Raw genomic sequence first — 26,895 nt, forward strand, 5'->3', positions numbered from 1 at the left:
TTACCAAATTACATTCAGGGGTGTTACTGCACCTTTGAATGTATTTCAAACCGTTCAATTTCGGGGCTTAGGAATCTGGTTTGTGTCTGTTCATCGTTTTTAATTTAGTTTATAATCGGTTGGTTGAATTAGTTGTTGTTTTTAACAATGATTTTTTTCCCTTTTAGGCCAAAGGATACTTCTCCGGTAAGCTCAAGCATTTCCAGAACTTCAGATACCTTAGTATATCTTGTCATCACACCTCCAAATTCTATGTTTTTAAGTGACTGATCCTGAAATATAACGTCGACGTCATACCACCTGGAAACTTTTCTCATGATACTTTCCAGAGATTCATCGCTAAAATTGAAATATCCGTTTTTCCATGCGATCACATTCTTCGTGTCAACAGAGATGACCTTTACCTCGTTTTTGTCAAGGATAGCCTGCTGCTCCGGTTTCAATAAAGTACCATTTATATCCACACTTCCTTCGAGCAGTGTGGTTTTTGTTTCCGGCTCATTTTTGTATCCATTGATGTTAAAATGGGTTCCGTGAACGGTAACCAGTTGTCCATCGGAAACGACACGAAAAGGCTTCGATTTATCTTTGGCAACTTCAAAATAGGCTTCTCCGGTTATCAATACTTTTCTCTCTTTTAGTCCTGAAAAGCTGGCTGGAAATTGAACTGAGGATTCGGAATTTAGCCATATATGGGAACCATCAGGCAGAATCAGCTGATACTGCTCTCCTCTGGATGTCGTTAATGTATTGTAGGCTAAATGAGCCGTACTAATCTTATTTTTCTGCTTATAAATTAACTGTCCGTTTATAGTCTTGTAAACTTCTGTCCCGGTTTTTTTTAATAATGTCTCATCGACAGCATCTGAAAGTGCAAATTCCTGCCCATTAGAAAGGGTCAGTGTTGCTGTACTTTTGCCGGGTATTGTCTCGTCATGGATGATTTTTGCAATACCAGGAGGAATCTCCCGATATTTAATGAATAATAGTCCTAACCCTATGGTGAGGATGACGATCGCTGCGGCAGCTATTCTTCTCCACATCGTTGCTATTCGGGGGCGGTTAATCCCTAATTCTTTTTTAATTCTTTTAAAAATAACCTGCCTGTGGGCATATTCATCTTTAGCATACGGGGTAAATAGCTCAATAGGTTCAACAGTAATTTGCTTAAACCAATCATCAAATTCAGTCTGCTCTTCCTTATTAAGTTTACCCTGAAGATATTTATGTGCGATCTCCTGAAGTCTTATCTCATCTGTTTTTTCCATCATTGTAATGGCCATTTACAAACAAGTATCTTAAGTCAGATAAATGACACATGAAAAATAAAAAAAATAAAAATGCTCAGAAATTAAAGTAAGAACCCTGAAAGGAAAGTATTCAGTTTGGTTCGAATTATTTTTTTTGTTCTCACTAAATTAGCATTGACAGCTTTCTCAGTCATCCCGGTCTCATTGGCAATTTCTCTGTGGCTCATTCCCTGTTCTTTATTCATGCGATAAATGATTGCACTTTTTTCGGGAAGCTCTCCGATAATTTCGTCCAGCCGGGAATAAAGTTCTTCGAAGTCCAAATATTGCTGAGTAGAATCATCCAGAATATCATAATCCAGAACATTGTCTTCTTCGGCCAATCGCTTCATCCTTTCCCGGCTCAGGAATCTCAATACCCGGTACTTTACCGAAACAATCAGGTAGTTTTTAAATTCTGAATTGATTTCCAACTGTCCTCTTCTCTTCCATAACGAAACAAATACATCCTGAACGATATCCTCTGAAGCTCTCGTATTCCCTGTTTTTTGAACAGCGTAAAAGAGAACCTGTTTCCAATGACGGTTGTAAATCTCAGTAAATGCAGAATCGTCTCCATCAGAAAATAAAGAGAGGAGCACGGAATCTGTTAGATTATGATATGACTTCATTTTGTTGGTAATCCCTTGGTTGGTTTGTAGTTGTTGGAGTAGTTAGGGGCGGTCGACTAAACTATTAACCATGTATTTCTGGTTAAAATTAGTAAAAAACTTCTAATTTGCTTAATTGAGTTAGTCTACAGTTAATTTTTAACACCCAGTGGTATCTGTTGAGGAACAGACACATTCAGCAGTTAGAAAAGCTTATTTAAAAAACAGCTTGCCTTTGGTTTGGCCGTAGCTCGATTCAATAACCAGAGTGGCGTCATCACGATAGGCGTATTTATTGCAATATTTTGTTTCGATATAAAGCTCCTTATCAACGACCTTGTATAAGTCTCTTTCCAGTCGTATATGATAAAGAGACTGTATTCCGGGATACAGTCTCTTTATTTTGAATCCGATGCGGCTTGTCCTTATCTTAAATTACCTGGTTTGCGGATCCAGTCTGCATAGGTTTCCTGACCAAGGCGGGGGCGATCTCCCGGCACCAGTGATTGGTCATTAATTTCCGCTCCGAAATATGGGGCATGTATGTCCGTTATTACCTTTCCGTTGTCATTTTTAAGGCTGAGGTATTGTCTGACGATCTCGTCCAGCCCTATCTTTTCAGGTCCGGCGACTTCTGTTGTTCCGTTCAATGGTGCTCCAAGTGTAATGTCGGCCAGTGCTGCAACGACATCGTCTGAAGCGATAGGTTGGAACTGAGCCGGCGATACATGGATTTGATCTCCCTGGATTCCTGCCTGTGCAATGCCGCCCACAAATTCAAAGAATTGTGTGGCATGAAGGATGGAGTAGGGGATTCCGGATTCCTTTATCAACTTTTCCTGTACCAGCTTGGCCTGGAAATAAGTATTTGCATTTGGACGGTCTGTGCCGACAACCGATAAGGCTACATGATGTTTTACGCCGGCGATGAGTTCGGCAACAATAAGATTTCGCCCTGAAGTTTCGAAGAATTCAAGGACTGCTTTTTGCTCAAATGATGGAGAGTTGGCCACGTCGACTACCACTTCTGCTCCCTTCAGGGCTTCATTAAGTCCTTCGCCCGTAACGGCATTTACTCCGGTACCTGGAGAAGCTGCCAGTACTTCGTGCCCGGCTTCAGTTAAGGTTTTTACCAGTTTTGTTCCGATGAGGCCAGTGCCTCCGATGACTACAATTTTCATACGCTAATGCTAAAATTTAAGTTGTTTTTACTAATGACAATCCGGGTTTCAGAATTGGACAAGCTGAGCTCTTTTTTTTACAGCTGATAACTGGCTTCTTCTTTGTTTCAAATGGGTATAGCTGGATAGAATAATCTTTAGAAAGTAAAATAGAGAGAAATAACTTGCGGGAATAGACCGAATGGTTTATTTTTGTGTCGTCAAATCATTTTCATGAATAAAGCAGAACGAACCAGAAGATTTATTATTGAACAATCGGCACCTATCATTAACAAAAAAGGAATGGCAGGTACTTCTCTCAGCGACATCATGGAGGTTACAAAGCTGGCCAAAGGTGGGATCTATGGGAATTTCGAAAGTAAGGATGAGATCTGTTCGGAATCATTTTTATACCTGACCGAAACCTTGTCTCAGCAATTAGACAGGGCGGTATTACATGGAGAAACTGCAAAAGAGAAATTTTCTAATTTGTTGAATGCCTATAAAGGAATTAAAACTGAAGGTGGTTGCCCTATTCTGAACTTTGGTGTGGAAGCTGATGATACCCATCCGGGTATGAAAGAAAATGTTAAAAAGGTAATCCGCGCTTCTCAGAAAAGGTTTTTTGATATCCTGGCGAATGGGATGGCCAACAATGAAATATCACCAGATCTGGATCCAAAGAATTTTAGCATAAAAGTTTTTGCCATGATTGAAGGGGCAATCCTATGTGGGAGAGTGTTAGAGAGTAATGACCAAATGCGGATCGTATTGGATGCGATCCAGCATGAATTTGATGGCTGGTTAATATAATTTTTTGCACTAATAAAGACTGATTGGTCTATTTTGTACTTATCAAATCTTAAAAACGACAGACTGTCGCTGCTCTTTTTGATCCTGGAACTCATTTACAGCGGGCATAAAAAGAGGGTGTCTCGGCGCCCTCTTTTTATGTAATTCTGCCTATTTTAAAGAAGCGCTGAGATGAACTGCAGAGAATTGAAATCCGTTTTTCAAATACAGTTTTTGCGCAGTATTGTTATCGAAACCTGTATCAAGTACTACTGCATCCATATGATTTGCTATCGCGATTGCGCGTACATGGGCTAATAATTGAGAAGCAAAACCTTTCCCTCTATAAGATTCCAGTGTGGAGAGGTCATCAATATATATGATGTTTCCACTGTGCAATGAGGTCATTGCACGATATCCTGCAAAGGCAACGACCTGATCATCCACTATAATTCCGGCCATGCTGTATTTTTCATTTTGCATCATCTCAGAAATCGTCGAAGACCATTTGTTTTTATTCAGATGTGGCCTTAGCAGAAAAGCAACTTCCCAGCATTGTTCAATCTCTGTATCTGTCTTGATTATTTTAACCTGATAGGTATTGTCCATATTTTTTTATTTGTTATAAAATTAAGGCAATGACATGGATGCTAAATATACCAGTCCCGAAATAAAGGGTGGCCCAGTGTATTGATCCTGCTATGCCGGCTTCGAGTAGGATAATCCATCAGAAAAAGAGTTTAGTTCATTTTTTTTGATGTATGGAGCACTTATTTTTGATATGGTAAGAAGGAGGATATTGATTTAAACAAACACACACGAAAAGTATGAAGTCTTATTTAACAATTGCGATTCTCTTCCTGCAGATTACGGTGCTAAAAGCACAATGGTCAGTTATTGATACAGATCAGTATCCCCGACAATCATGGTATAAATATCAACCTTTTACAAAAACAGAATGGGAAGGGAGTAATTTTGCTTCTCCAGAGAAGATGAAATGGTTTACTGATGCCCGTTATGGTATGTTTATCCATTTCGGTTTATCCGCCTATGTTGATAAAGACGTCAGCTGGCCAATTTGTTATACACGTAAAGCTCCGGATACCGGTCATGGTGCCTACCCGGATAGTGTATGGCATAAATGGCCGTCGAAATTTAAACTTGAAAATTTTAATGCAGACGAATGGGTACAGATAGCCAGAGATGCAGGGATGAAGTATATTGTGGTGATTGGGAAGCATCACGATGGTTTTCATATGTGGGATACCCGGTTTTCAGATTTTAAAATTACCAATACTCCTTTCGGACGTGATTTTCTTAAGGAGATTGCAGATGCTTGTCATAAAGTAAATATGCCCTTTGGGATTTATTATTCTCAGCGTGATTGGTATCATCCTGATTATTCGCCGGTAGACCCTTCTATGGTGAAAGCCTCGCCAGAGCCACCTTATTTTGAAGTGTTGCCGGGGAAGAAATTAGGCCCCGGACCATCACATAAAAAATATATCGATTATCAATTTAATGTAGTGAGGGAACTTTGTACCAAATACGGGAAAATCGATTTGTTTTGGTTTGATGCTGCCTGGTGGGGGGGAATGTTTACTTCAGATATGTGGGATTCGGAGAATTTAACACGGATGATACGTAAACTGCAACCGGATATTGTGATCAATAATCGCGCAAGCGTTCCAGGAGATTTTGATACTCCGGAACAACAGATAGGCAGTTATCAATCCCGTCCATGGGAGAGCTGCATGACCTTGAATGGGGAATGGGCGCACTCTCCCAGCCCAAACAGATCAGAAAAAAGCTTAATCCGGGATCTGTTATCTTCTGCTCAGGGCAACGGAAATGTGCTCCTCAGTTGGGGACCGCTTTGGGATGGTAAATTTGATGTGGTTCAAAAGAAACTGTTGCTCGATATCGGCGGATGGCTAAAAAAATATGGTGATGGTGTTTATGGAACCAAAGGAGGACCATGGTTACCGGAGAAATGGGGAGGAGCAACTTACAAAGGGAATAAGATCTATGTCTATGTTTACGACTGGAAGGATGGTAAACTAAGCTTGCCTGCTATACCTGGTAATGCCATTCTGAACTTAAAATATTTAAATGTTTCAGGACGGCCTGCTTTTAAAATCAAAAAGGAGGAATGGCAGTTCAGTAGGCCGGAAAGCCCTGATGATATTGCCACAATAATAGAATTGGAGATGGCGAAACCGGTCGACGGAGTTTTGAACCGTCAAAAACAGTCTTTTTTTGACAGCCCTGAATACGGTTCTGCGATTAAAACTGCGGAAGTTACTACCTCAGACTGGAAGAATGGGAAATACCTGCTTGATCTTAAAAAGAATCATCAGCTGACCGGTATAGCTATGTATGGCTGCAATGATCCAATTGTGATCAGCGTTTCGCTTAACGGTAAAAATTGGGAGAAAGCAGGCGTTATAAATTCTACCAAAAAAGAGATTACAATGACCACCTATTTAAGCGGAGCAGAAGTGCTTGGTAAAAATGTACGGTACCTGCAATTTAATAAACAAGGGAAATCCGGGTCTATCACATTTACCATTTATGCTAAGGAGTAATGTTAGGTTTCGCTGATGATCGTCTTCAGAATTTTAAGCGCTGCTGTCATTTCATTTTCAGCTAGTGAGGCGAAGCCTAATCTCAGTCCATTGGTAGAGAAAGACTCGTTCTTGTAAAAAATTCCATTGTCGATAAACAGTCCCTTTTTCAAGGCAGCTTCAGACATTTTGATCAAATCGATCTTTTTATCAAAAGTTGACCATACCGCAAGTCCTCCTTCCGGTATTTTGAAGGTAATCTCCTCACTAAAATCCTTTTTAAGCAGCTCACAAAAGACATTCCTGCGTTGCTTATAGATTTTTAATGATTTCCGGAAATACCGGTCCATTTCTCCATTGTCGAACATCAGGGCAAATGCTTCCTCTAACACGGTATCTCCTTGTCTGTCTATCAGCTCTCTTAATGAAGCTGCGGCTGCTATAAATGCGGGAGGGCCTGCCATAAATCCAATCCTCAGGGCAGGGGCAAAAGTTTTAGTAACCGAACCGATGTAAATTACATTTTGATTGTGGTCAATACTTGCCAGTGGTACATAAGGTTTATTATCGTAATGAAAATCAAAATCATAATCATCCTCTATAATTGCAAAACGGTGTTCCTTTGCGAGTTTTAGTAATTTTAACCTCCGGTCCATGCTCATGGTTACCGTGGTGGGGCAATGATGGTGAGGGATGATATAAACCGCTTTTATTTTTTTGTGCTGCAAGAGTTCTTCGAGATGATCAATGTCCATACCATTGTCGTCGATAGGAATCCGTAAAAGGTTTGCACCAGCTTGCCTGAAAGTCTCGTCTGCACATAAATAGTTTGACAGGCCAACGGCGATATGATCAGCAGGCTGGAGCAGGAGTTGCGCTGCTAAATAGATTCCCATCTGACTGCCTTTTGTAATCAGGATATTTTCAGGAGAGACCACCAAACCCCGGGTATTGGAAAGGTAATTGCAAATAGATTCCCGAAGATGTTCTGATCCTTTGGAGCTGCCATATTTAAGAAAATTTTTCCCATAGAATTTTCTGGAAATGCTTCGGTATTCGCGCATGAGCTGGTCTATCGGTGCCAGACGTACGTCGGGGAAACCATCGTCAATGGTGAGGATATTTTTCTGGAGGTTTTTGCTGGGGATCGAAGTTGTAAACTTATTCGTCCATATAAAAGCTTCCTGAGGGACCTTGTTTTTATCGATTTCGGGTATTTTGGTTTTAGAGAGAATGGGCAGGCTGGAAAGTACAAACACGCCCTTACGCTCAACAGATTCAGCCCAACCCTGACTAATCAATTCTTCATAAGCCAGTTTTACCGTGTTTCTGTTAATGCCGATTAATTCTGCGAGGATGCGGGAACTTGGCAATAGATCGGATGGCTGCAGTGTGCCATCGGTAATCAATGAGATGAAACTATTGCAGACCTGAATGTAAAGCGTTACAGCAGCATCTCGATCAATCTGAATTAATGATTTGTAAGGTAACATCTGGGCTGTAGTGTTTATGAGAATTGGTATGCAAATATAATCCAATGGCTCTTTAATTTTGTCTAAAATTATTAGAATGAAGAAAGTATTAGTCATTAATTCGAGCGCAAGAACAGGAAGATCTCAAAGTAGAAAGCTTACCGAAGTATTTGTTGACCATTGGAGAAGTATCCATAGCAATCCGGTGATCAGGTTTCGTGAGCTTGGAAATGCCGATGTGCCCCATATCAACGAAAATTGGATTGCTGCGGCCTTCAAACCCGCAGAAGACAGATCTGAACAGGAAGTTGAGGCTTTAAAAATAAGCGATGTGTATATTGCCGAATTAAAGGAAGCAGATGTGATTGTGTTGGGCACTCCGATGTACAATTGGTCAATTCCCAGCGCGCTCAAAGCTTATATCGACCAGGTGGTGAGAGTGAACGAAACCTGGAAGCGGAATCCGGACAATATGCAAAATCCATATATTGGTCTTCTTGAAAATAAGACCGTATTTCTATTGTTAGCCAGAGGGGCACAAGGATATGAAAAAGGAGGATACAACGAACACATCGATTTTCAGACCGACTACTTAAAGACCGTGTTTAATATTATTGGGATTAATAACATTCATGTGATTGCGATTAACGGAGAATCTTTTGATGCAGAAAAATATAGGAACGCTATAGCTGCCTCACATCAAGAGGTGAAAGCGCTGATGGAAACGGAATTGGTATAAACATAAAAAGCACGGTCCTTAAAGACTGTGCTTTTTTATGTTCCTGGCATCCACGTTAGACTGGCATTAGTTTAGTCGAGATGCCAATTCTATTCCATGCATTAATGGTAATAATGGCTAGGATCACCTGGGCCAGGTAGGTCTCACCCAATACTTTCTCCGCCTGCTCATAGGTTTCATCGGACACATGATTGCTGATTAAAGTCACTTCTTCTGTCAAGGCCAATATGGCCTGTTCTTCTTCAGAAAAAAATGGGGTATCACGCCAGGCGTTGAGCGCATAAATGCGTTGTTCTGTTTCACCTGCTTTACGGGCTTCTTTAGTGTGCATATCAATACAAAAAGCACATCCGTTGATTTGTGAAGCTCTGATTTTAATCAGCTCTTTATGTGTTCTTGTGAGCGGTGTGCTTTCTATGAACTTCTCCAATCCGAGAATTGCGCTATATCCTGTAGGCTCTACTTTAGCCATGTTAATTCGTGTTTTCATTTCTTAAGTATTTATAAGATTTTTTGTTGACACAAAATTACGGTAAGGACATGGATGAAGAATAGACCAATTCCAAAATAAGGGCTGGCCCAGTGTTTACCTTTTTTCTATATGTTCCCTTAATTTACCCTGCATAAGATGCCTTCTAATTTTCTAAAAGCGACTCCAGCATCATCGCCTCCTGCCAAAATACAAACAATAAACTCAATAACAAGCAGTACCATAAGAAATCGGTTTGCTTACGTGGCTTAAGCCAAAAGAGGAGCACCGCAAAAAACGGAAGCCCTGTTAGGTAGATGAGAAACAGCGCTGCGACTTGTTGAAAAGAAGCAGTATAGTGATTGGGAATCACCGACCAGATCATGAATTGTATGATCCAGCTTAAAAGTGGCAATGAAATACAAAGTAAAAGCTTGTATCCTATTTTTATATCCGGTGCATTTGGAAGCGTGTTTTTGTGGTTTTTTCGTAATTGTATGACGACTGCAATGAAAAGTCCCAATACGATTGCAAGTTGAAAGCCTTTAAACAGGTTCGTATCTTTTCTGGTCATTGGATTTTTTGAAGAGGTCAGTTTTGAAGATGCATATTCCTCGATCCGGACGGTTTCCCCTTTGTTAAAAATCTTTTTGATGGCCGTGTGTGCGGATGGATTATTAAATGTCCATACAGAATCCTCTATGCCATTTTTAAATTGACCCTCTATCAGGATTTGTTCTTTGTTTTTCCTTAAGAATTTGCCATGTAGCCGATTTCCCTTGAATATTAAATGATCCTGGTAGCTGTTTGTTTCGATGGTTAACCGGTTGATTTGTTCGGGTGGAATGTCCTTATACTGGCGGGATAATGCACTTAGAACTCTTTTATCCAGATCTTTCAAAATCAGGTTCTTATTAAAGTCGTCATTTTTTACGGGATCTCTGTCCATTTGAATCTCTTCGGCCTGAATGACAAGCAAAGTGTCAAAATTGTAAATTTTGAACCCCTGATCTATCGAATTGCTATCGGGTAGATGAACCGGTAATGGAAACAATACATATTGTGGCTGTTCAAAATACAGTGAAGGCGGCCTGGGCTTGGATGTGGCACAAAATGAAAAAAAGACAATCAGCGCTGCGAGTTCCGGATTGAAGTATGTTCTTTTTTGAGGGAGGGATTGGGTATACCAGCTCAATGGTAAGACGATAAGAGCAAACAGATCGCTAAGGTCTACTGTTCTTTGCACAGTAAACAGATATTCACTAAACAGCTGAATGAACGGATCTGAATACCTGCTTTTCCAGTAGATGAAAAATAAAGCCGTTAAGATATATACCGTCTGTTTCCTTTTTGGGAATAGTGCTGACCAGAATATAGGAAAGATGAACAGTCCGCAGAAGTCCGACAGTTTTCCGGTAAATGCGTTATGAAAAGCGGCCTTAAAGTAGAAGTCGTTGAGCAGCAGCAGAAATAAACAGATCAGAAATGGGAGTGTGGTTAATCGTTTCAGGTTTATTGACATGCCAATGTTTGTTAGTGTCTGCAATTGATACCCAAAATGAATTTTAGTAACCCTAAAAAAAACCTACAGTTTTTATTTTAAAGTAGGTATCTTTAATACCAATGATAAATAATGACTTAAAAGAACAGATCCTTAGTGCTGCAACATTCTCTGCTGAGGAACTTGAAATGATCAGTCGGTGCTTTGTGGCGAATCGCTACGATCAAAAGGAGCATATCCTTTCTGAAGGAAATAAATCATCCTGTATACATTTTATTGTTTCAGGACTGGTTAGGGTTTACCATTTTAAAGATGCTAAAGAAGTTACAACCTACCTTGCCTGTGATGGGGGATTTGCAGCATCGTATTCCAGTTTCATTACACAGGGACTGTCTTCTGAATATATCCAATGTCTTGAAAATACGCATACCCTTTCTATTTCCTATGAGAAAATGCAATGGTTGTACCAACAGCTGGCGCAGTGGCAGGTGGTTGGAAGAATTCTTGCAGAGCAAAATTACCTTTGTATGGCCGATAGAATTCTAAACTTACATTCCAGTCCCGCGAAGGAAAAATACCTTAAATTTCTCCAAACCAGTCCTGCTAAAATCGTCCAGCAAACCCCTTTAATTTATGTCGCTTCTTTTCTTGGTATTGCACCGGAATCATTAAGCCGGATCAGAAGAGAAACTGCTAAAATCAGTCTGGCAGAAAAAATGTATTGAGCGGAGAATTGCTTCCCAAAGATTTCCTAACATTTGTCAAGTGTCCTTAGCCCCCCTGTTTCACAACTTTGGTTATAAATTATCAAAGGATGAAAGAAATAGCCAAAGGAGTGTTTCAGCTTGCATTAATGCCGAGAAATGCAATCAATTGTTACGTGGTAGATGACGTATTGATCGATGCCGGAATCCGGGGTTCAGCCCCTAAAATATTAGAGATGATAAAGAATCTGAAGGTGACAAAACATGTATTGACACATGCTCATGCGGATCATCAGGGAAGTAGCAGTTTGATCTGCGAAAAATTGAATATCCCCCTTTTCACTTCGGTTTTTGAGAAGGAAAATGCGGAATCAGGGCAGGTAACTGCGGAATATCCCGATAAAGATCATTTTATTGCCCGTTTTCAGCAGAAATACTGGGCCGGAAAAGGGTATAAAGTATCAGGGACCCTTAAGGAAGGAGATGATGCAGGCAGTTTCAGGGCAATAGAAACACCAGGGCATTCTGCGGGTCATCTTTCCTTTTTCAGAGAACACGATGGCGTATTGATTGCCGGTGATGCACTGGTAAACATGAATCTGCTCAGTACTATGGTTGGTTTACGCCTTCCACCAGCCTTATTTACGACAAACAAGGAACAGAACATCGATTCTGTTAAAAAGATCGCGGCATTAAAACCAAGGATAATTTGTTTTGGTCATGGGCCAGTGTTGGTCAACAACGGGAGTTTAAATCGATTGATAGCCCGATTGAAATGATGCTATTCCGAATATAAAATCTGAGCCGGTTCTTTTAAAATAATAGATTAATTGCATCTTTAGGCAAATGTTCGTCAATATGATGAAATTTTTACTTCAGGTATTAATACAAAGGAAATTTGGTACGGAAATTTACTGATGCCTGGAAATTCAATACCTGAGACATTAAATGATCATTTTAGTTATAAAAGATATAGGGAAAAGGCATGAAAAAGCACCTTAAATATATTGATGGTACGTCTGATAAATTTTGGCAGATTGAGGTTACAGATACGACTTACACTGTTGTTTATGGAAGAAACGGAACGAGTGGAACCGCTCAAACAAAATCATTTAGCAGCAATGAGGAGTGCTTAAAAGCAGCAGAAAAATCACTAAATGAAAAAGTAAAGAAAGGATACTCTGAAGATGGAGAAGTGGTGGCTGGTAATCCTGCATCCAAATCTGCGAAAAGCTCAGGTACGAATATACAGGCAGTACTGAATGCTTATGATGCAATTATTCTATCTAAAGATCTAAAGACACTGTTGCCTTTTTTGAAGGACAATGCCAAAGGAAACCTGGATGCTTTAAAAAAGCACATCAGGAAAGCCAAGCGGTATTGGATGGATTTTGTAGACCTGACCAATGAACGTCAGTATCGAAGAGACAATTCTCAATGGGGAATAAGAGGAGAACAAAGACAATTTGATATCATTACCCTGAGTGCCATTGCGCTGTTCAATAAGACAGATATTAATTCATGGGATGAGGCCGTTGAAATGTTGAAAAGAGTGGAAGAACCGTTGATTTTAGAGGTGTTACACTGGGCCAAACCGGAATGGATCACCGGCTTTTTATTGGATAAAGCAAAAAAGGACAATTGGAGAAGGTTTGACTATAAGGCCTTGCGTTTTATGGAAGCTGAGTCGCTGATCAGTTATGAACCTGAGCTGTATGCATTAAGTCTTGGATCTTTTAGTGAATGGGCTGCGAAAATCAAAGCAAGGGAGTTTATCGATTTTGTACTAAATGATCAATTGGCATACGAGCGTGATGTGCCGGAACTGTTCAATTATCAAACAGAACTTCAGGATGGATATTTCAGAGAGAAGGATACGGAGGCTTATGATGCTTATAGGACCTGGGAGATCATTTACAATTCCTTATTAGCGGAAGGTAAACTAAACCGGAATTATTATATAGCGCAAATCATCTTAATCCAGACCAAAGACTGGAATACGCCCCTTAAATCCTTTTTTCGCAAAAGGCTGACAGAGCTGAATCCTGCAGCAGATGAACTTCTGCCTTATCAGGAAAATATTTTTGCGGCGCTTCAGTATGCACATGCGCCAGTAGTCAACTTCGCGATGGAGCTGGCTAAAAAGATGTATGAAGAGAAGAAATTCAATGTGGACTCTTTTCTGGATTGGCTGGAGCCGGTGATGATGGCGAGCGACAATAAAACTGCCATTAAAACTGCTTTTCCAATTTTAGAGAAACTCAATAAACAGTACCCCAAGCTCAATAGAAGAATCGCGGCTTTATTGGCGGATGTGTATGTCGTTCCGGATTTGAATCTACAGGAAAGGGCAACCAAGTTACTCCTGAAAATTGCACCTGAGAAAGACCCTGATCTGAGCGAAAAGTTATCTTCCTATGTTGCCCTGATGCAAGGGAATGTGAGAACAAGCTTAAGTGCTTTTCTGATGGAAGAAACAATGGGGATTGATCAGGAGGAAAGAGAAGTCTACCATTATGAGCTTAAAAAGGAAAATCTGCTGTTGCAAGAGGTTGAGCTCCCTAAAGATTGGAACGATATTGTGTTTTTATTTGGGAAGTTTATCGCTTCTGATGAAATCGCAGACGGAGAGATTTTATTAAATACCTTCATTACTCAAAGACATTTATTTCCAAAAGACTATTCGGAGCAGCTGCAACCCTATGGGAAACAGTTGCAAAAGAAATACTTTGAAAGTATTTACAAAAATTACGTCAGCGTTTTCCTGCAGCAGAAGATCGAAGATTACAATGCGGTTTTTAAAATTGAGGATCGTCCTTATCAATCGATAAAGACCTTATTGCTGATCAGACCTCTTTTGCATGCTGTGCAGGGTAGGATGGCTGCAGAAAAACCTTTACCGATGCTGTCTTTCCCTTCGCATCTTCCACATTGGGTAGCCCCTAAAGTTTTATTGGAAAGACTGATTGCTTACCAAAAAGAAGGTGCCGAAATTAATAAGCTGGATCTGAGCGTGGCCATCAGCAGGATGCCGCGGGAAAATGTAGAAGAGGCGATGCCTTTGCTGGAGCAATTGAATCCTGAATTGAAGGATCTAATGGCATTTTGTCTGGGGAAAACCAAAGATATTAAGTTTAAGAGCGGCTCAGTCCTGAATAAACTGCTGTCCAAAATAAACGTGACTCCTGAAGATCAGCTCAAAGCCATATGGGCGGTGGCAGCCAGGACGTATTATCCTGATGATACTTTTCCGGAGTTTGAAGAAACGTACCTGAAGGACATTCCATTTGTGGTTTCCCCCTTTAGTCCAACCATTACCTTTGAGGAGCGCTGGAATGAATTTATGAATTATCGGACGAAACAAAATGAGCGCTCCCCTTCCTGGTATGAGCTGACTTTCCATATCCCGGGGTATAAGAATATGCCTGATTATTTTCTATATGGTTTAGACCTGTTTGGCAGAAAAAACCGTTGGGAATACGTGATGGATGTGGAGGGAAATGTCTATTATTGGGATAGTCTGATGCCACAAAATTCGGCCGCATTGGCCTATTTTCTATTGCGTTCATCTTGTACACTTTCGAGCAGTGGGGGACGGGAACTGAAAGGCTTTTTAACTTTAGTGAACCGACCAGGATTTGTATTTTCTGATCTGACCATGCTGGTCTTTGCCTGCACGTTTTTTCAGGAAAAAAAAGACATCCGTCTGATGTCTGCAGAGGTGCTGATTAACCTTATTGAAATGCGTGCTGTTGATGTTACTTTGCTTTCCGAAAAACTGGCTTATCTGACTAATAATAAATATGGACCTTTTTTAAGGTTGGTGGAAAGTATCAGTACCCTAAAAGACATCTCTCCATTGCACAATTCTGCCTTTTTGCAGTTGACGGAAGGTATCTTTAAAGGTATGGAGCTGGAGGAAAAGCTGCCGGTTAACTTTAAAAAGATAGTGGAGCATTATGTTGATGTTCTTTATAAAACAAAAGAACAACCTTCGGCAGATGCTGTTGTTTTGTTTGAGAAACTGAAAGATAATGCTTCGTTGAAAGCTTTGGTAAAGCAAATTTTAAAATAGATAAGAATGACTGATTTACAATATCAATATAGTGGTGTTTCGACCTATACTAAAGAAAAGGGAATAAATAGCCTTGTTTTGGCACACCAGACAGAAATAGAAGCAGTAAATAATATTCCTTGCTTTTTCTGGGGTACACTAACCGATCCTTATGTGACGGCGAAATGCTGGAGTACGATTGCAAAAGTAGTGCGTTCCAGTTTTGGACCTACACCGCCAAGTTTGCGGGACCCGATTGTTTCAGCGGGGACAGAAAGAATCAGGTTTGAAGGTTTTTCGTCCTGCAATGGAGTGTATGTAAGGCTGGACATGAAACCGGAATCTATAGATGGAGAATTTATTGCCAACGGGACGACTAACGTAGATTTTAATGATCCCATGCTGAATGCCCTGAACAGCATTCAGAAAAATGAAAAGGTGACGTTAGCGGTTGGCCAGCAGGATGTACAGGTCATTACGACTAAAGCGAAAGTAACCGAGAAGAAAGTGACCCTGCCTATGCGCTGGATCAAAGGATTAACAAGTGTGCAGTTATACCTGGCAGATATGGACCTGAAGTTTGAATTGAACAAGATCCAGACGATACAGCTTTTTCAAACCTTACCCAAGGGGAGTGTGAAAGGAGATTTCTTTATTACAAAACGGGCGGGTAAGTTTATGTTCTCCACACTCATGACAACAGATGGTGTGCGTATTGGCGGTATACACCGGCTACGCTTGCTGGATGGGGTTTTGGCGATATCGGAAAAGATTTTTATCTACGAATCCACAGACAAACAAACCTGTGCAGTGGTATGTGAATTCGGTAAAATGCAATTGCTGATGGCTTTTTCACCTGATGCCTACCGGGGATTTTCAGGAGAAGGGAAGGCCCTGGAGCATATGACAGAAAATGTGCCGGTGGAGTGGGTATACGGACTGAATAGTTTACTGAAATCCAATGAAACTTTTGACCCTACTTTGCTATCTATAGAACACGATATTGATTTTGGAACGATGGATCAGCTGACCTCAAGCTTGTCGTCTATCGGATTGTTGGGGTATGACCTGATGGGACGGAGCCATTTTTACAGGCAATTGCCATTTAAAACAGAGCGTATCCTGAGCTTAAATCCAAGGTTAAAAAATGCAAAAAAGCTGGTGGACAATGAAGAAGTTCAGATCCTAAGAAACGAAGCAGGATATGTGGAAGCAAATGTAAAAGGCACAGGTGTGCAGCATAAGGTCGTTATGGACCATCAGGGAGACCGCTGTACTTGTGAATGGTTTACTGCATACCAGGGAAAACGAGGTATTTGTAAACACATTCTGGCGGTAAAAATGCTGATCCAATAAAAAGGGATGGATCCTATTTTCGGTACAATGGAGATCTTTTCAATAAGTATTCCAAGGGACTAGTATAGGATCCATCGGTATTTGTCAGGAAGGCCTTATGACTCTGATTATAGATGCTTGCGTTGTTATCCATGTAGACGTGTATACTTACGCTGACTTCATATCGTTGTGCCGCATTGGTGTAATTTGAATTTGAACTGGAAACCCCTTTTATTTTTTCATCATCATTTCTTTTTACTTTGGTGTTGGAATTGCCACCCGAATAGCTGGTCTGATAACCTTTGGTTTGCAGTACCGTACCATCAATCACATATTCTACCCCAAGGATATCGCAAATGTTCTTCATGGTAAAACCCATCATTTTATCCCTTGTAGCACCTGCCTGAATCAGCGCAGCATTTGTGGTTCTCGGATCGAGGATGGTATATCCTGCTGAATGTTGCGACAAAAAACCATAAGCATCTTCCTGTGCTTTATAACCTACCTGTTCTGCACCTGGCTGATTGTCCATTAAGAAAGTGAAAGGTAAAATTGCGATTTTATTGTGGTGATCCACCGGTGTCGCCGTCATTGTTACCTGATCTTTCTGGCGGCTTTCTGCAGGTAGGGCTGCTTGTCCGAAAACTTCAACCCTGCCACTGGAATGGGTTATTTTTAATATCTCTGATTTTTTGATCGTGTATTCCAGAGTTTCACCTGAATAGATAAAAGTCACGTCGGTATCGCCCATCTTGGTAAGGCGACCTTTCATTTCTTCTCCATTGATTTTTTGAATGATATCCGGCTTTGTTGTCGCCCGGTTTTGAGCGAATATGTTAAGCGAGAGGAACATGATGATGATAAACAGCTGAATCTTTTTCATAATAAAGAGGTTGTGTTTCAAATATAATCATTTATTGCAGGAGGTTATTCGATTCCTACAGAAAAATTAGCTGACAATTTTCCGTATTATTGGGTATTAATCCTTTTAAACTATGGTCCTGAAAAGAATAGGTGGCTTTCTTTTGTTTTATGTCTGTCTGTTTAGTTGTATGAACTTGCATGCTCAAAAGAAAGATACCCTTAACGGATCGCATGAAAAAGATAGCGTAAAGCTGGATTTTGTAGCCAGGATGCAAGCCTTTGCAAAACGCTCTTCAAAGAGCAGTGCTGAGGAGTTTGCTGCGGATAAGGCAATCATCAGCCAGATCAAGACATTTGATGAGATCAAACGCACCATGCAGAAAGCGAAGATCTATCTTAAGGCCAATCTGGACACACCTGGAACAAAGCTGGAGCTTGAAGCGATTGATAAAGATTTTGCGATTGCCGGAGATGGCATTTTTACCAACAAAGGTTCTGCACAAACCTTCCGGAATTTAACAGCTTCTTCAAAAATATTGTCTGAGCTGCTCAATAAAGCAAATGTCAGAAAAATAAAGCTGGATACCCGTCAGGGAGAGCTGAACAATTTCCGTTATCAACTTGATTCTTTAATGAGCGAACCGGCATTGTTTAAGTTCCCAACGGATTCGGCAACCTTGATGAAGTACCTTCAGAAAATCAAGGTACTGGCCTATGAAACGAACCCCGTAGACAGTTCACTTAAACTGGCAAGCAACAACGTTCAGACCTTGCTTAACCAGGTAAATATGACCGTTTTTAAACTGCAAAGTAGTTTAGAGGAAATTGAATCCTACCAGAAAGATATGGCTAACCATACGTACAAACGAGAGTTTGACAACATTTGGGCACCAGCAACTTATTCTCGTCCGTTCGGAGAAATACTGGAATTTTCAAAAACAAAAGGATTATTGACACTTAGCTTTTACGCCGAAAATAACGCTGGTAAATTGATCATGTTGCTTTTACTTGTAGTAACCTCGTTTGTTTATTTGCGATCACTCAGAAATATTTATAGGGAAAGCAATTTACTGAAACCTGATTTTGACGGTCAGCTGGTACTTCGATATCCTGTCTTATCGGCAATACTGATGGTATTAAGTTTGTTCCAGTTCTTCTTTATTTCGCCCCCATTTGTTTTAAATGTTATCTTCTGGTCGGTATCCTGTGGCTGTCTGACCATTATTTTTAATAAATATGTGAATAAATACTGGATGCGGGTATGGCTGATCATGTTTGTTTTTTTTCTCATCAGTGCAATGGGTAATCTGGTATTACAGGCTTCAAGGATTGAACGTTGGTTTATGCTGTTGGTTTCGATATTTGGGGTTGTAGTGGGCCTGATCATATTGATGAAAGGACAGCGGGAAAAGCTAAGGGAAAAATGGATCATCTGGTCTATTGCTTTTATGGTTTTACTGGAATTTATTGCGATAACAGCAAATATTTTCGGTCGGTATAATCTGGCAAAAACACTATTTATCGGCGGTTTTTTGAATGTGGTGATCGCGATTCTTTTCCTGTGGGCTGTACGTCTGATTAATGAAGGTTTGTTTTTGGCCTTTAACGTATATTCGGGGCAGGACAGAAAACTCTTTTACCTCAACTTTGAAAAAGTAGGGAAAAAGGCTCCCTTGTTGTTTTATGTATTGCTTTTTATCGGTTGGCTGGTATTGGTTGGCCGCAATTTTCCTTCATTTGATTACTTGTCTGAACCACTTCAAAACTTTTTTACTCAGGAACGCATACTTGGAGGTTATACCTTCAGCATTTACAATCTCGTCCTGTTTATCGCAATTATGCTGATCTCGGTAATTGTATCTAAGGTTGTTTCCTTTTTTGCTTCCGATGGACAGTTTGCTTCCGGTAAAGAGAATAAGCACGAGCGGCAAGGGATAGGCAGCTGGCTGTTGCTGGTTCGTATTTCTATTCTTTGTATTGGGTTGTTTTTAGCTATAGCAGCTGCAGGAATTCCGGTCGACCGGATTACGATCGTTTTAGGCGCTTTAGGTGTGGGCATTGGTTTCGGTCTGCAAACTTTGGTCAATAATCTGGTGAGCGGATTGATCATTGCATTTGAAAAACCGGTCAACGTTGGGGATATTGTGGATATTGATGGGCAGGGAGGAAAGATGAAATCTATCGGATTCAGAAGCAGTGTCATTTCCAATTGGGATGGGGCAGATGTGGTGATGCCCAATGGTGATTTACTGAATGCACACCTGATCAACTGGTCGCTCGGTGGAAATAGAAAAAGAATGTCCATCACGATCGGTATTGCTTATGATTCGGATCTGGAAAAATGCAGACAGATCCTGATCGGGATCCTGGACAATGACCAGCGGATCAATAAGAACCCTGGTCCTGTGGTGCAATTTGAGCAGTTTAGCAACAGCTCAATTGATCTGCGAATCTACTTCTGGACAAAACATATTGGCGATATTCCAGCTACGAAAAGTGACCTGATTGTGGCGATTGCCGATGCTTTTAAAACCAATGGGATTGTTATCCCATTCCCCCAGCAGGACGTTTATCTGCATAGTCCGGAGAAGCCAGATCCAGAAAAGACAGATTTATAAATGCTGAATTCATTGATGCGATGATGTGCATTTTACGAATTAAGCGTTGAGGCGGCTTCTTTTGCTATTTGTTGACTTCGTGTTTTTATGGTTGAAATGAAGACAGCGGAAAGTAAGCAGATGAAGGAGATCACCATGAAAATACTTCCCGTAGCTCCTGTAGCATCTATCACGAAGCCAAATAAAGGTTCTCCCAATGCGGCAAACAAGTAACCTGTCATGTTCATAAAACCGATGCCGGTTCCTATGGTGTTTTTCGGGAGCATCTGCGGACTCAACGGCCAGAAATTTGCCTGAGGCCCATATACAAAAAATCCTGCCAGAAACATCAGGGCTCCGCCCAGAAGAAGGTTGGAGGACGGGGAAATATAGATCAGGATGCTGAGGATGGCACTGATGATCATTCCCAGTCTGATGGAGGCAATTCTATCGCCTTTAAAAACTGAATCCGATAAAGCTCCAAAGGAGATTGCACCGGTGGCCATGCCAATTGGTAAAAGTAGAGTCACCCAAAGGTATTGGGGATTTTCCTTCCATCCTTTACCTAAGTAATGTACAGGGACCCAGAAAATCAGGCCATATCTGGCCATACTTTCAAAACCAAAGGATAGGGAAGCTTTGATGAAATTTGGATTTCTTATCACGGTCTTATATCGGTCAAGCCAGCTGTCTCCGGCTGCATTGGCCGGTTCAGCTTGTTTTTTGGCTTCAACCGATTCCGTATCGGTTGGCTTATCGCGGATAAATATCAGAAAGATCAGGGCGGCAAATGCCAGGGGGATCAGAGGCAGACGGAACAACATGCGCCATTCCAGGTGCATTTGTATCAGAATGATAGAAAAAAGATAAGTCACGACAGAGGACAGGCCTGCGGCCATGGTATAGAAACCAAAGGCCTTTCCATGTTCGTCTTTGTGCCACCAGTTGGAAATAACCTTAGCTCCGGGTGCCCAGGCCATGGATTGGAAATAGCCGTTCATTGCCCAAAGTAACATGATTAACATGGGGTTACTGCTGAAGCTGATGGCCACATTTGCGGCGATTGACAAGAATGCACCGGTAGGGACCATCACTCTGGCGCTTATTCTATCTGCAAGGTTTCCATTGATCAATTGGCCTATGGAGTAGCCGATCAGCATAGAGAAACTGATCCATCCGATCGTGGTGTAGGAAATGGCCAAAGCGGAGCCCATGTCTTTTACTGCCCAACCGAAATTATGACGTCCGGTATAAAAGAACAGGTAACAGAGCATGGTTACCAATAACATTTTCCACTGTTGATTTCTAAAAGACATAGGAATGCAGGTTATTGGTTCATTTTTATACCTACCCTCAGAGGGCGGTGTTTAATCGCGTACTCAAAGGCTTCCTGAGCTTCTGCTAAGGGGAATTCTTTGGAAACCACCTCCGAAAATGGAAAATGTAGATGATGATCGGTGATGAAATTCAGGGCATATTGCAGGTCCTCGAAATTGTAATTGTGCAGACCTTTGATGGTAATGAGTTTTCTGATGACCTGCTCGGCATCAATACCGATTTTCCTGGTCTTGAAAACAGCTCCTGCCCAGATGGCCGTTCCACCGATGGTTAATGATTCAATCCCCATCTCAATGGCATCTGGAGAACCACTCATATCGAATACGACATCAATTTTATGATTGGCCAATGTTTCTGTCAGGTTTGTCTCTTTAGTGGAATTGTAGCTGAAATCGGCACCAAATGCCTTTGATCCTTCGAGGCGCTCGTCGATTACATCCACTGCAATAACCGCTTTGGCTCCTGCTATCTTGCTCATCGCTGCGGCAATGTTTCCGAGCAGACCTAAACCGGTAATCAATATGTTTTTTCCTTCTACAGGGCCAGCCAACCTCATGGCTCCGGCAACAGTAGCCATGGCACAATTGATGGTTGCAGCAATGGGTAGGGGCAATCCCTCAGGGATTTTCAGTATACAGGTGTGTTCTTTCAGGATGCAATACTCACTTAGTCCTCCATGAAAAGCGTCTTCTGCTATGATCTGTGCATGGCCATATTTGAACAGACCTTCCGATTTTTGAGGCATGCCTTTCGATAACCAGTTTTCCTGAGGAGTGCAGCAAAATATTGCCCAGGTAACCAGGTCTCCTTTAGATAAGGTATTTCCGGCCATGTCTGTTCCGGGATGGTCTTTGTCCAATGTGACAATCCGGCCAACAATCTCGTGTCCAAGGACAGTGGGTGTTTTTTCCTTTCTCAGACCAGCAAATGTATGTAAGTCGCTCCCGCAAATGGTGGTATAGAGATTCTCAATAAGTACCTCTCCGGATTTGAGTGCTGGTATTGCTCTTTCTTCTGATGTCAGCTTTTTGCCAGCTGCCTCAAAGACCATGATATTTCCTTTCATAATTTGCATATTCTTAATATAGCGCATAATTACTAAACAATTGTTTAGTAATATTAAACTGTATGTTAGGAAATTGTTATTTTACAGAAGGATACAAAACGCTGGGATACCTGACCGAATACGAGAAAAGGTTTGTCACAATTAAATTTGTGACAAACCTTTTGCTAATTGACTTTGTTTAATCAGTTCCTAACTTAATTATTATGCAAATTGAAGTAAAAGAACCCGGCACAGGAGCGTTGTTGCGACTGGATGCAAAAACCGAAAACTACAAAGGACTACACGGAATGAGAATCAGATACCCAAACGGTGCCAGCTTTTTTATTGTTGCCAAATCTGGAGCCTGGCGTTCGGCAGATGACCATCATGTGGCCCCTGGCTTTTTAGCGAATATTGGTTTAGCATTAGAAGGAAGAAAACTAAGTGAGCAGATTGTGGATCATGAGTACCATTCTTAAAAAACTGTTAATCCTGTATTGAGTACCAAAATATAGCCCAGCATAAAAACGATAAAAAAGGATAAGGAAAGCGAGAAATAACGGGTTACACCAGGACTTCCTTTTTTGAAAGGCAGCAGGAATAAAACATTAAATATCTCCGCAAGTATTGCGCATACAAAATTCAGGCTCACCAGCACACAGGTAAAAGCAATGGCAAATACCGCCGGTTGAAGGATTATGCCTGAACCCAAACCATAAAGCGCGCCTGAAAGTGCTGTTAAAGGCCATACGATCGCCGCATATTTAAATCCGCTTTTGAGGTTACTTTTGAAGTTCTGCCATAGCGGGATTTTAAACTTGGGTGCTTTTTCTTTTTTAGGACTTTCTACTAAGACATCTGTTTGTTTTTGTCTTTTTTCTTTCTGCTTTTTAAAACGGGGCCACCAGATGATGAATCCTGTAATCAATAAGGCCAGTGGGATTAAGCCTCCGATTAGTGCTAAAATCTGTGTAGGGAGGCCGCCAAAACTACCGTAATGAATGGGCGTAAGCCAGCTCAGATAAGCATTGCCTACATTAGGAAAGTCTTTTCTGCTGTTCAGCAGAATCTTACCGGTATACTGATCTACCGTTAGCATCTCTCTTTTTCCTTCTTTTGGCAGCTGACCGGAAATCATATCGAACCTGTAAACGCCAAACTTATCTTCAGGAAGAGCCAGTCCTCCTATATGGGCATCAGGCATTTGCGCTTTTACCTTTTCGATGACCTGCTTTAATGGCATTTGCAGAATATTTTTCTGATACTGGGATTTAGCCCCAAAGACTTGTTGTAAACCCGCCGGGTTTTTACCACTGAAGATAAATAAAAGCGGAATAACAAGATTGGAAAAGGTAATGCAAAAGCCGGTCAGGCTGAGCATAAAAACAACCGGAGAAGAATAAAATCCAAGCACATTATGCCAGTCGTAATTCTGACGTTTGAACTTGCCGCTGAATTTTACCCTGAGAACTGACTTCAGTTGCTTCCATTTTTTAGGTAACCATAGACGCAGACCGGAAATGGTCAGAATCAGCAAGCAGAGCGATGCCATACCAACAATGTAACGGCCAATGGTTGGAACGAGTAAAGTCCGGTGTAAGTCCATTACAACACGGATAAATGAACTGGAAATAATTCTTTTTCCACTCAGTTTACCGTTATAGGGATTTATAAAGAACTGTTCTTCTGTTTTAAAATTGAAGGCGCTATAGGCTTCTAAAGGGCTATCTCCCTTTTCGACCATGACGTAATCAAATTTTAACTTAGGGTTTTGTTGCCTGATTTGAGGAATCAGTTCATCAAAAGATAATTTTTTTTGTTGGGCAATGATATCAAATAACTCTTTGTTTAAAGCCCGGTCTATTTCATCCTGGAAAACCAGAATGCTTCCTGTAGCACCCACAAAGGCGAGAATGGCACCCGCGATGATGCCCAGGTAAGTATGCCATTTGCCGAACCAGCGTTTTTGATGTTTTGCCCATTCCCAGGACCTTTTTATTCTTGTTGCCATTTGTAAATTGTACTTAATGATAAAAGCAATAGGATATTTTGCCTTGATGCCATGTTTTTTGTGAATGAATCAGAAATATGCCTGAAAATTTAGACAGGCCAGGTTCAGGATCAAGGATGTAAAGTGCAAAGACCGTATAGGCATAGGATCATTTTTATGGCCAGCAATAGTAAGAAGATGCAGATCGCAATACGCTTTACAATGTTCATATTGATGGTGCTTTTTTTGACCTTTTCCTTCAACTTTAACATTAATTTTAAGCCTGGACCATTTGATAGATTTGTTGCATGTAAACTGCCTGGTGCAGCGCTGCAAAGAATTCATGCCACTCTACCCGGGTAAAAACGAGGCTGATATCCGGAAATGGTGAGGCCAGAATGACCACTTCCAGTCCGTCAGGATGGTGTTCAATATAGTCATCAAACTGAAGTCCTCTGGTGGAATCTACAAAGGCATTGAACTGTTCAAAAGAAAAAGTGATTAAAACATTCCTGTTCCATATATTGACAATTTTGCAGTCCATGCAATGTGTCACGGAAACATCTCCCTCACGACTGATTATAGTTGGTTTACACATAAGCTTTATTTTGCATTTTAATAGGTTAAGTTTTTCCTGATTCCGGCAATGAGCAGGTTGTTTGCATACAGCTGTGGGATATGCTCCATAAATAACCATGTCCGTTGCAAATCTGTACATTATTTAGAATAATTACAAATAAGTAAGGTGAATGATTGCTCATGACCTGGCTGACTCAATCGGGGAATTCATGTTTTAACGCGATACTTAAACTAATGTGCTTTCCAGTTGTTGTATTTACATCATCAGAACCTAACCTATTGAAAATCATGAAAAATTGAACGCAGGCTATCCGCAAAGCAGTTCTTGCTTCCAGTCGACCGAAAAAAATCTGAAATTCAGCATCAAAAAATTACTTTTAGTGTTTAAATAATGCTACATTTCCTTAAACAGGATGAGAAGGGTATAAGCTAAACAATGGAAAATAATAGTTATTATCATTTATTTGAAAAGTCCCCACTGCCAATGTGGGTGGTTGACATCAGTACGCTCCGTTTTCTTGACGTAAATCATGCTGCCATAGTACATTATGGTTTTTCCAAGGATGAGTTTTTAGTGATGACGGTTACTGATATATTGGCTCCTGAGGACGTTCCTCTTGTTAAAAATGAAAATACCTTAAGGCATGTTAAAAAGAACGGACAGCTGATACATGTCGAAATAGAGAGTAATCAGATGGAATTCAAAGGGACGCTTGCCAGACTGGTATTGAGTCATGATATTACAGAAAGAATCGCTCATCAGAAAGAGATTTTGGAAAATGTGGAACGCTATGATATTGTATCCAAAGCAACCAGTGATGTCGTTTGGGATTATGACCTGACTACAAAGGTGGTAAGTTGGAATCAGGGAATCAATGGTGTTTTAAAATACGAAACCATAGGCAATACGACAGATATTGACTGGTGGAGAGATCGGGTTCATCCCGAAGACCAGCAGCGGGTTTTGGCCGGATTTGATGAAAGTTTAATCAATGGAGGAAAAAGCTGGGAAGATAAATATCGCTTCTTTTGTGGTGATGGGAGTTACAGATATATACAGGACAGGGGATACATCGGTTTGGATGAACACGGAACAGCCTATAGGATGATTGGTGCAATGCAGGATATCACCAGACAGATGGAGGAAGAACACTGGTCAAAATTGCTGGAATCTGTCATTATCAATACTACCGATGGGGTCTTGATTACAGATGCCAATTATGATGCCGGCTTGTCTATTGTTTATGTAAATGATGCTTTGGTTGAAATGTCTGGTTATTCAAGAACAGAATTGATTGGTGCCCGTCCCGACATTTTTCATGGTGATGATCATAACCAGCAGGGTTTGGAAAAAATATATCAGGCGATAAAAAAGAAGGAACCATGCAATATTGAGCTTAGCAATTATACGAAAGAAGGCAGGTTATATGATGTCAGTATTAATCTCTCTCCGGTTACCAATAGTGTTGGAGAGATTACACACTGGATTTCTATCAGAAGGGACATTACAGAGACCAGGGCTTATGTAAAAGCCATAGAAGCGCAGAATAAAAAAATGATGAATATAGCCTGGTTGCAATCGCATAAGGTTCGGGGGCCTTTGACGAGGATCATGTCTTTGGTGGAACTTCTTGCAAATTCAGATCCGGATAACGAAACGAAGGTTTTACTGGAATATTTATCTAAATCTGCAATGGAACTGGATGAAATAATTGTCGATATCACGAACCATGCCGGCAACCACAACGTAGATTAGCAGCATATAGAAACTAAATCATATTGAAAAACT

General features: G+C 40.8%; 22 protein-coding genes. 10 read left to right on the forward strand and 12 right to left on the reverse strand.

The window, feature by feature from the left end; all coding sequences use genetic code 11:
- Nucleotides 1-128 precede the first annotated feature (128 nt).
- From BLQ87_RS16975 to BLQ87_RS16985, 3 genes are all read right to left on the reverse strand, one after another.
- Complete coding sequence (locus BLQ87_RS16975) at nucleotides 129-1,271, reverse strand: FecR family protein (RefSeq protein WP_074609960.1); 1,143 nt, start codon at nucleotides 1,269-1,271, stop codon at nucleotides 129-131.
- Between the two features lie 80 nt (nucleotides 1,272-1,351).
- Nucleotides 1,352-1,921, reverse strand: coding sequence for a sigma-70 family RNA polymerase sigma factor (locus BLQ87_RS16980; protein WP_074609100.1), 570 nt, complete (start codon nucleotides 1,919-1,921; stop codon nucleotides 1,352-1,354).
- Nucleotides 1,922-2,325: 404 nt separating this feature from the next.
- Nucleotides 2,326-3,081, reverse strand: coding sequence for an SDR family oxidoreductase (locus tag BLQ87_RS16985; protein WP_074609102.1), 756 nt, complete (start codon nucleotides 3,079-3,081; stop codon nucleotides 2,326-2,328).
- 213 nt (nucleotides 3,082-3,294) lie between these two features.
- Between BLQ87_RS16985 and BLQ87_RS16990 the strand changes: the two genes are divergently transcribed.
- Nucleotides 3,295-3,873, forward strand: coding sequence for a TetR/AcrR family transcriptional regulator (locus BLQ87_RS16990; RefSeq protein WP_074609104.1), 579 nt, complete (start codon nucleotides 3,295-3,297; stop codon nucleotides 3,871-3,873).
- A gap of 150 nt (nucleotides 3,874-4,023) precedes the next feature.
- On the opposite strand, the gene BLQ87_RS16995 is transcribed toward BLQ87_RS16990, so the two are convergent.
- Nucleotides 4,024-4,461 carry a GNAT family N-acetyltransferase gene (locus BLQ87_RS16995; protein ID WP_074609106.1) on the reverse strand — a complete coding sequence of 146 codons (438 nt, stop codon included), beginning with the start codon at nucleotides 4,459-4,461 and terminating at the stop codon, nucleotides 4,024-4,026.
- 218 nt (nucleotides 4,462-4,679) lie between these two features.
- Between BLQ87_RS16995 and BLQ87_RS17000 the strand changes: the two genes are divergently transcribed.
- Nucleotides 4,680-6,440 (forward strand): alpha-L-fucosidase, encoded by a 1,761-nt coding sequence (locus BLQ87_RS17000; RefSeq protein ID WP_074609108.1) that lies wholly within the window; start codon nucleotides 4,680-4,682, stop codon nucleotides 6,438-6,440.
- Nucleotides 6,441-6,442: 2 nt separating this feature from the next.
- Here the strand turns inward: BLQ87_RS17000 and pdxR are convergent, their stop codons facing one another.
- On the reverse strand, nucleotides 6,443-7,912 hold the full coding sequence (gene pdxR, locus BLQ87_RS17005; RefSeq protein WP_074609110.1) for a MocR-like pyridoxine biosynthesis transcription factor PdxR: 1,470 nt from the start codon (nucleotides 7,910-7,912) through the stop codon (nucleotides 6,443-6,445).
- Nucleotides 7,913-7,988: 76 nt separating this feature from the next.
- Between pdxR and BLQ87_RS17010 the strand changes: the two genes are divergently transcribed.
- Nucleotides 7,989-8,630: an FMN-dependent NADH-azoreductase gene (locus BLQ87_RS17010; RefSeq protein WP_074609112.1), complete on the forward strand. Its 642-nt coding sequence runs from the start codon at nucleotides 7,989-7,991 to the stop codon at nucleotides 8,628-8,630.
- Between the two features lie 55 nt (nucleotides 8,631-8,685).
- Here BLQ87_RS17010 and BLQ87_RS17015 read toward each other — a convergent pair whose 3' ends face one another.
- Both BLQ87_RS17015 and BLQ87_RS17020 read right to left on the reverse strand, forming a co-directional pair.
- Nucleotides 8,686-9,120: a carboxymuconolactone decarboxylase family protein gene (locus BLQ87_RS17015; RefSeq protein WP_074609114.1), complete on the reverse strand. Its 435-nt coding sequence runs from the start codon at nucleotides 9,118-9,120 to the stop codon at nucleotides 8,686-8,688.
- 145 nt (nucleotides 9,121-9,265) lie between these two features.
- Nucleotides 9,266-10,621, reverse strand: coding sequence for a hypothetical protein (locus BLQ87_RS17020; protein ID WP_074609116.1), 1,356 nt, complete (start codon nucleotides 10,619-10,621; stop codon nucleotides 9,266-9,268).
- Between the two features lie 101 nt (nucleotides 10,622-10,722).
- Between BLQ87_RS17020 and BLQ87_RS17025 the strand changes: the two genes are divergently transcribed.
- From BLQ87_RS17025 to BLQ87_RS17040, 4 genes are all read left to right on the forward strand, one after another.
- Nucleotides 10,723-11,325, forward strand: a complete 603-nt coding sequence (locus BLQ87_RS17025; protein WP_216857794.1) for a Crp/Fnr family transcriptional regulator — start codon at nucleotides 10,723-10,725, stop codon at nucleotides 11,323-11,325.
- 89 nt (nucleotides 11,326-11,414) lie between these two features.
- A complete protein-coding gene (locus BLQ87_RS17030; RefSeq protein ID WP_074609118.1) occupies nucleotides 11,415-12,083 on the forward strand; it encodes an MBL fold metallo-hydrolase in 669 nt (222 codons plus the stop codon).
- Nucleotides 12,084-12,289: 206 nt separating this feature from the next.
- Nucleotides 12,290-15,379, forward strand: coding sequence for a DUF6493 family protein (locus BLQ87_RS17035; RefSeq protein ID WP_074609120.1), 3,090 nt, complete (start codon nucleotides 12,290-12,292; stop codon nucleotides 15,377-15,379).
- A 6-nt stretch (nucleotides 15,380-15,385) separates the two neighbouring features.
- On the forward strand, nucleotides 15,386-16,714 hold the full coding sequence (locus BLQ87_RS17040; RefSeq protein ID WP_074609122.1) for an SWIM zinc finger family protein: 1,329 nt from the start codon (nucleotides 15,386-15,388) through the stop codon (nucleotides 16,712-16,714).
- A gap of 13 nt (nucleotides 16,715-16,727) precedes the next feature.
- On the opposite strand, the gene BLQ87_RS17045 is transcribed toward BLQ87_RS17040, so the two are convergent.
- A complete protein-coding gene (locus BLQ87_RS17045) occupies nucleotides 16,728-17,576 on the reverse strand; it encodes a hypothetical protein (protein WP_074609124.1) in 849 nt (282 codons plus the stop codon).
- Nucleotides 17,577-17,745: 169 nt separating this feature from the next.
- Between BLQ87_RS17045 and BLQ87_RS17050 the strand changes: the two genes are divergently transcribed.
- Nucleotides 17,746-20,175 carry a mechanosensitive ion channel family protein gene (locus BLQ87_RS17050; RefSeq protein ID WP_245723874.1) on the forward strand — a complete coding sequence of 810 codons (2,430 nt, stop codon included), beginning with the start codon at nucleotides 17,746-17,748 and terminating at the stop codon, nucleotides 20,173-20,175.
- 32 nt (nucleotides 20,176-20,207) lie between these two features.
- On the opposite strand, the gene BLQ87_RS17055 is transcribed toward BLQ87_RS17050, so the two are convergent.
- Entirely contained in the window at nucleotides 20,208-21,470 is a 1,263-nt protein-coding gene (locus tag BLQ87_RS17055) for an MFS transporter (protein ID WP_074609126.1), read from the reverse strand.
- An 11-nt stretch (nucleotides 21,471-21,481) separates the two neighbouring features.
- The gene (locus BLQ87_RS17060) at nucleotides 21,482-22,558 is read right to left on the reverse strand and encodes a zinc-binding dehydrogenase (RefSeq protein WP_143010462.1); all 1,077 of its coding nucleotides are present in this window, start codon (nucleotides 22,556-22,558) and stop codon (nucleotides 21,482-21,484) included.
- 203 nt (nucleotides 22,559-22,761) lie between these two features.
- On the opposite strand from BLQ87_RS17060, the gene BLQ87_RS17065 reads away from it, so the two are divergent.
- Complete coding sequence (locus tag BLQ87_RS17065; protein WP_074609128.1) at nucleotides 22,762-23,016, forward strand: hypothetical protein; 255 nt, start codon at nucleotides 22,762-22,764, stop codon at nucleotides 23,014-23,016.
- Here the strand turns inward: BLQ87_RS17065 and BLQ87_RS17070 are convergent.
- Both BLQ87_RS17070 and BLQ87_RS17075 read right to left on the reverse strand, forming a co-directional pair.
- Nucleotides 23,013-24,548, reverse strand: coding sequence for a PepSY-associated TM helix domain-containing protein (locus BLQ87_RS17070; RefSeq protein ID WP_074609130.1), 1,536 nt, complete (start codon nucleotides 24,546-24,548; stop codon nucleotides 23,013-23,015). The genes BLQ87_RS17065 and BLQ87_RS17070 overlap by 4 nt on opposite strands.
- A 256-nt stretch (nucleotides 24,549-24,804) precedes the next feature.
- Nucleotides 24,805-25,125, reverse strand: coding sequence for a hypothetical protein (locus tag BLQ87_RS17075; RefSeq protein WP_143010463.1), 321 nt, complete (start codon nucleotides 25,123-25,125; stop codon nucleotides 24,805-24,807).
- Between the two features lie 417 nt (nucleotides 25,126-25,542).
- On the opposite strand from BLQ87_RS17075, the gene BLQ87_RS17080 reads away from it, so the two are divergent.
- Nucleotides 25,543-26,862 carry a PAS domain S-box protein gene (locus tag BLQ87_RS17080; RefSeq protein ID WP_074609135.1) on the forward strand — a complete coding sequence of 440 codons (1,320 nt, stop codon included), beginning with the start codon at nucleotides 25,543-25,545 and terminating at the stop codon, nucleotides 26,860-26,862.
- Nucleotides 26,863-26,895: the final 33 nt, after the last annotated feature.

The sequence above is a fragment of the Pedobacter steynii genome (assembly GCF_900103665.1).
Classification (GTDB): Bacteria; Bacteroidota; Bacteroidia; order Sphingobacteriales; family Sphingobacteriaceae; genus Pedobacter; species Pedobacter steynii.

Bases quoted from the DNA above. Each gene is read 5' to 3' on its own strand.
- BLQ87_RS17015 (WP_074609114.1), bottom strand. From the start codon at position 9,120: ATGAAAACACGAATTAACATGGCTAAAGTAGAGCCTACAGGATATAGC.
- BLQ87_RS17070 (WP_074609130.1), bottom strand. From the start codon at position 24,548: ATGGCAACAAGAATAAAAAGGTCCTGGGAATGGGCAAAACATCAAAAA.
- BLQ87_RS16990 (WP_074609104.1), top strand. From the start codon at position 3,295: ATGAATAAAGCAGAACGAACCAGAAGATTTATTATTGAACAATCGGCA.
- BLQ87_RS17050 (WP_245723874.1), top strand. From the start codon at position 17,746: ATGAACTTGCATGCTCAAAAGAAAGATACCCTTAACGGATCGCATGAA.
- BLQ87_RS16985 (WP_074609102.1), bottom strand. From the start codon at position 3,081: ATGAAAATTGTAGTCATCGGAGGCACTGGCCTCATCGGAACAAAACTG.
- BLQ87_RS17010 (WP_074609112.1), top strand. From the start codon at position 7,989: ATGAAGAAAGTATTAGTCATTAATTCGAGCGCAAGAACAGGAAGATCT.
- pdxR (WP_074609110.1), bottom strand. From the start codon at position 7,912: ATGTTACCTTACAAATCATTAATTCAGATTGATCGAGATGCTGCTGTA.
- BLQ87_RS17035 (WP_074609120.1), top strand. From the start codon at position 12,290: ATGAAAAAGCACCTTAAATATATTGATGGTACGTCTGATAAATTTTGG.
- BLQ87_RS17060 (WP_143010462.1), bottom strand. From the start codon at position 22,558: ATGAAAGGAAATATCATGGTCTTTGAGGCAGCTGGCAAAAAGCTGACA.
- BLQ87_RS17000 (WP_074609108.1), top strand. From the start codon at position 4,680: ATGAAGTCTTATTTAACAATTGCGATTCTCTTCCTGCAGATTACGGTG.
- BLQ87_RS16995 (WP_074609106.1), bottom strand. From the start codon at position 4,461: ATGGACAATACCTATCAGGTTAAAATAATCAAGACAGATACAGAGATT.
- BLQ87_RS17020 (WP_074609116.1), bottom strand. From the start codon at position 10,621: ATGTCAATAAACCTGAAACGATTAACCACACTCCCATTTCTGATCTGT.
- BLQ87_RS17075 (WP_143010463.1), bottom strand. From the start codon at position 25,125: ATGTGTAAACCAACTATAATCAGTCGTGAGGGAGATGTTTCCGTGACA.
- BLQ87_RS16975 (WP_074609960.1), bottom strand. From the start codon at position 1,271: ATGATGGAAAAAACAGATGAGATAAGACTTCAGGAGATCGCACATAAA.
- BLQ87_RS17055 (WP_074609126.1), bottom strand. From the start codon at position 21,470: ATGTCTTTTAGAAATCAACAGTGGAAAATGTTATTGGTAACCATGCTC.
- BLQ87_RS17065 (WP_074609128.1), top strand. From the start codon at position 22,762: ATGCAAATTGAAGTAAAAGAACCCGGCACAGGAGCGTTGTTGCGACTG.
- BLQ87_RS17030 (WP_074609118.1), top strand. From the start codon at position 11,415: ATGAAAGAAATAGCCAAAGGAGTGTTTCAGCTTGCATTAATGCCGAGA.
- BLQ87_RS17045 (WP_074609124.1), bottom strand. From the start codon at position 17,576: ATGAAAAAGATTCAGCTGTTTATCATCATCATGTTCCTCTCGCTTAAC.
- BLQ87_RS17040 (WP_074609122.1), top strand. From the start codon at position 15,386: ATGACTGATTTACAATATCAATATAGTGGTGTTTCGACCTATACTAAA.
- BLQ87_RS17080 (WP_074609135.1), top strand. From the start codon at position 25,543: ATGGAAAATAATAGTTATTATCATTTATTTGAAAAGTCCCCACTGCCA.
- BLQ87_RS17025 (WP_216857794.1), top strand. From the start codon at position 10,723: ATGATAAATAATGACTTAAAAGAACAGATCCTTAGTGCTGCAACATTC.
- BLQ87_RS16980 (WP_074609100.1), bottom strand. From the start codon at position 1,921: ATGAAGTCATATCATAATCTAACAGATTCCGTGCTCCTCTCTTTATTT.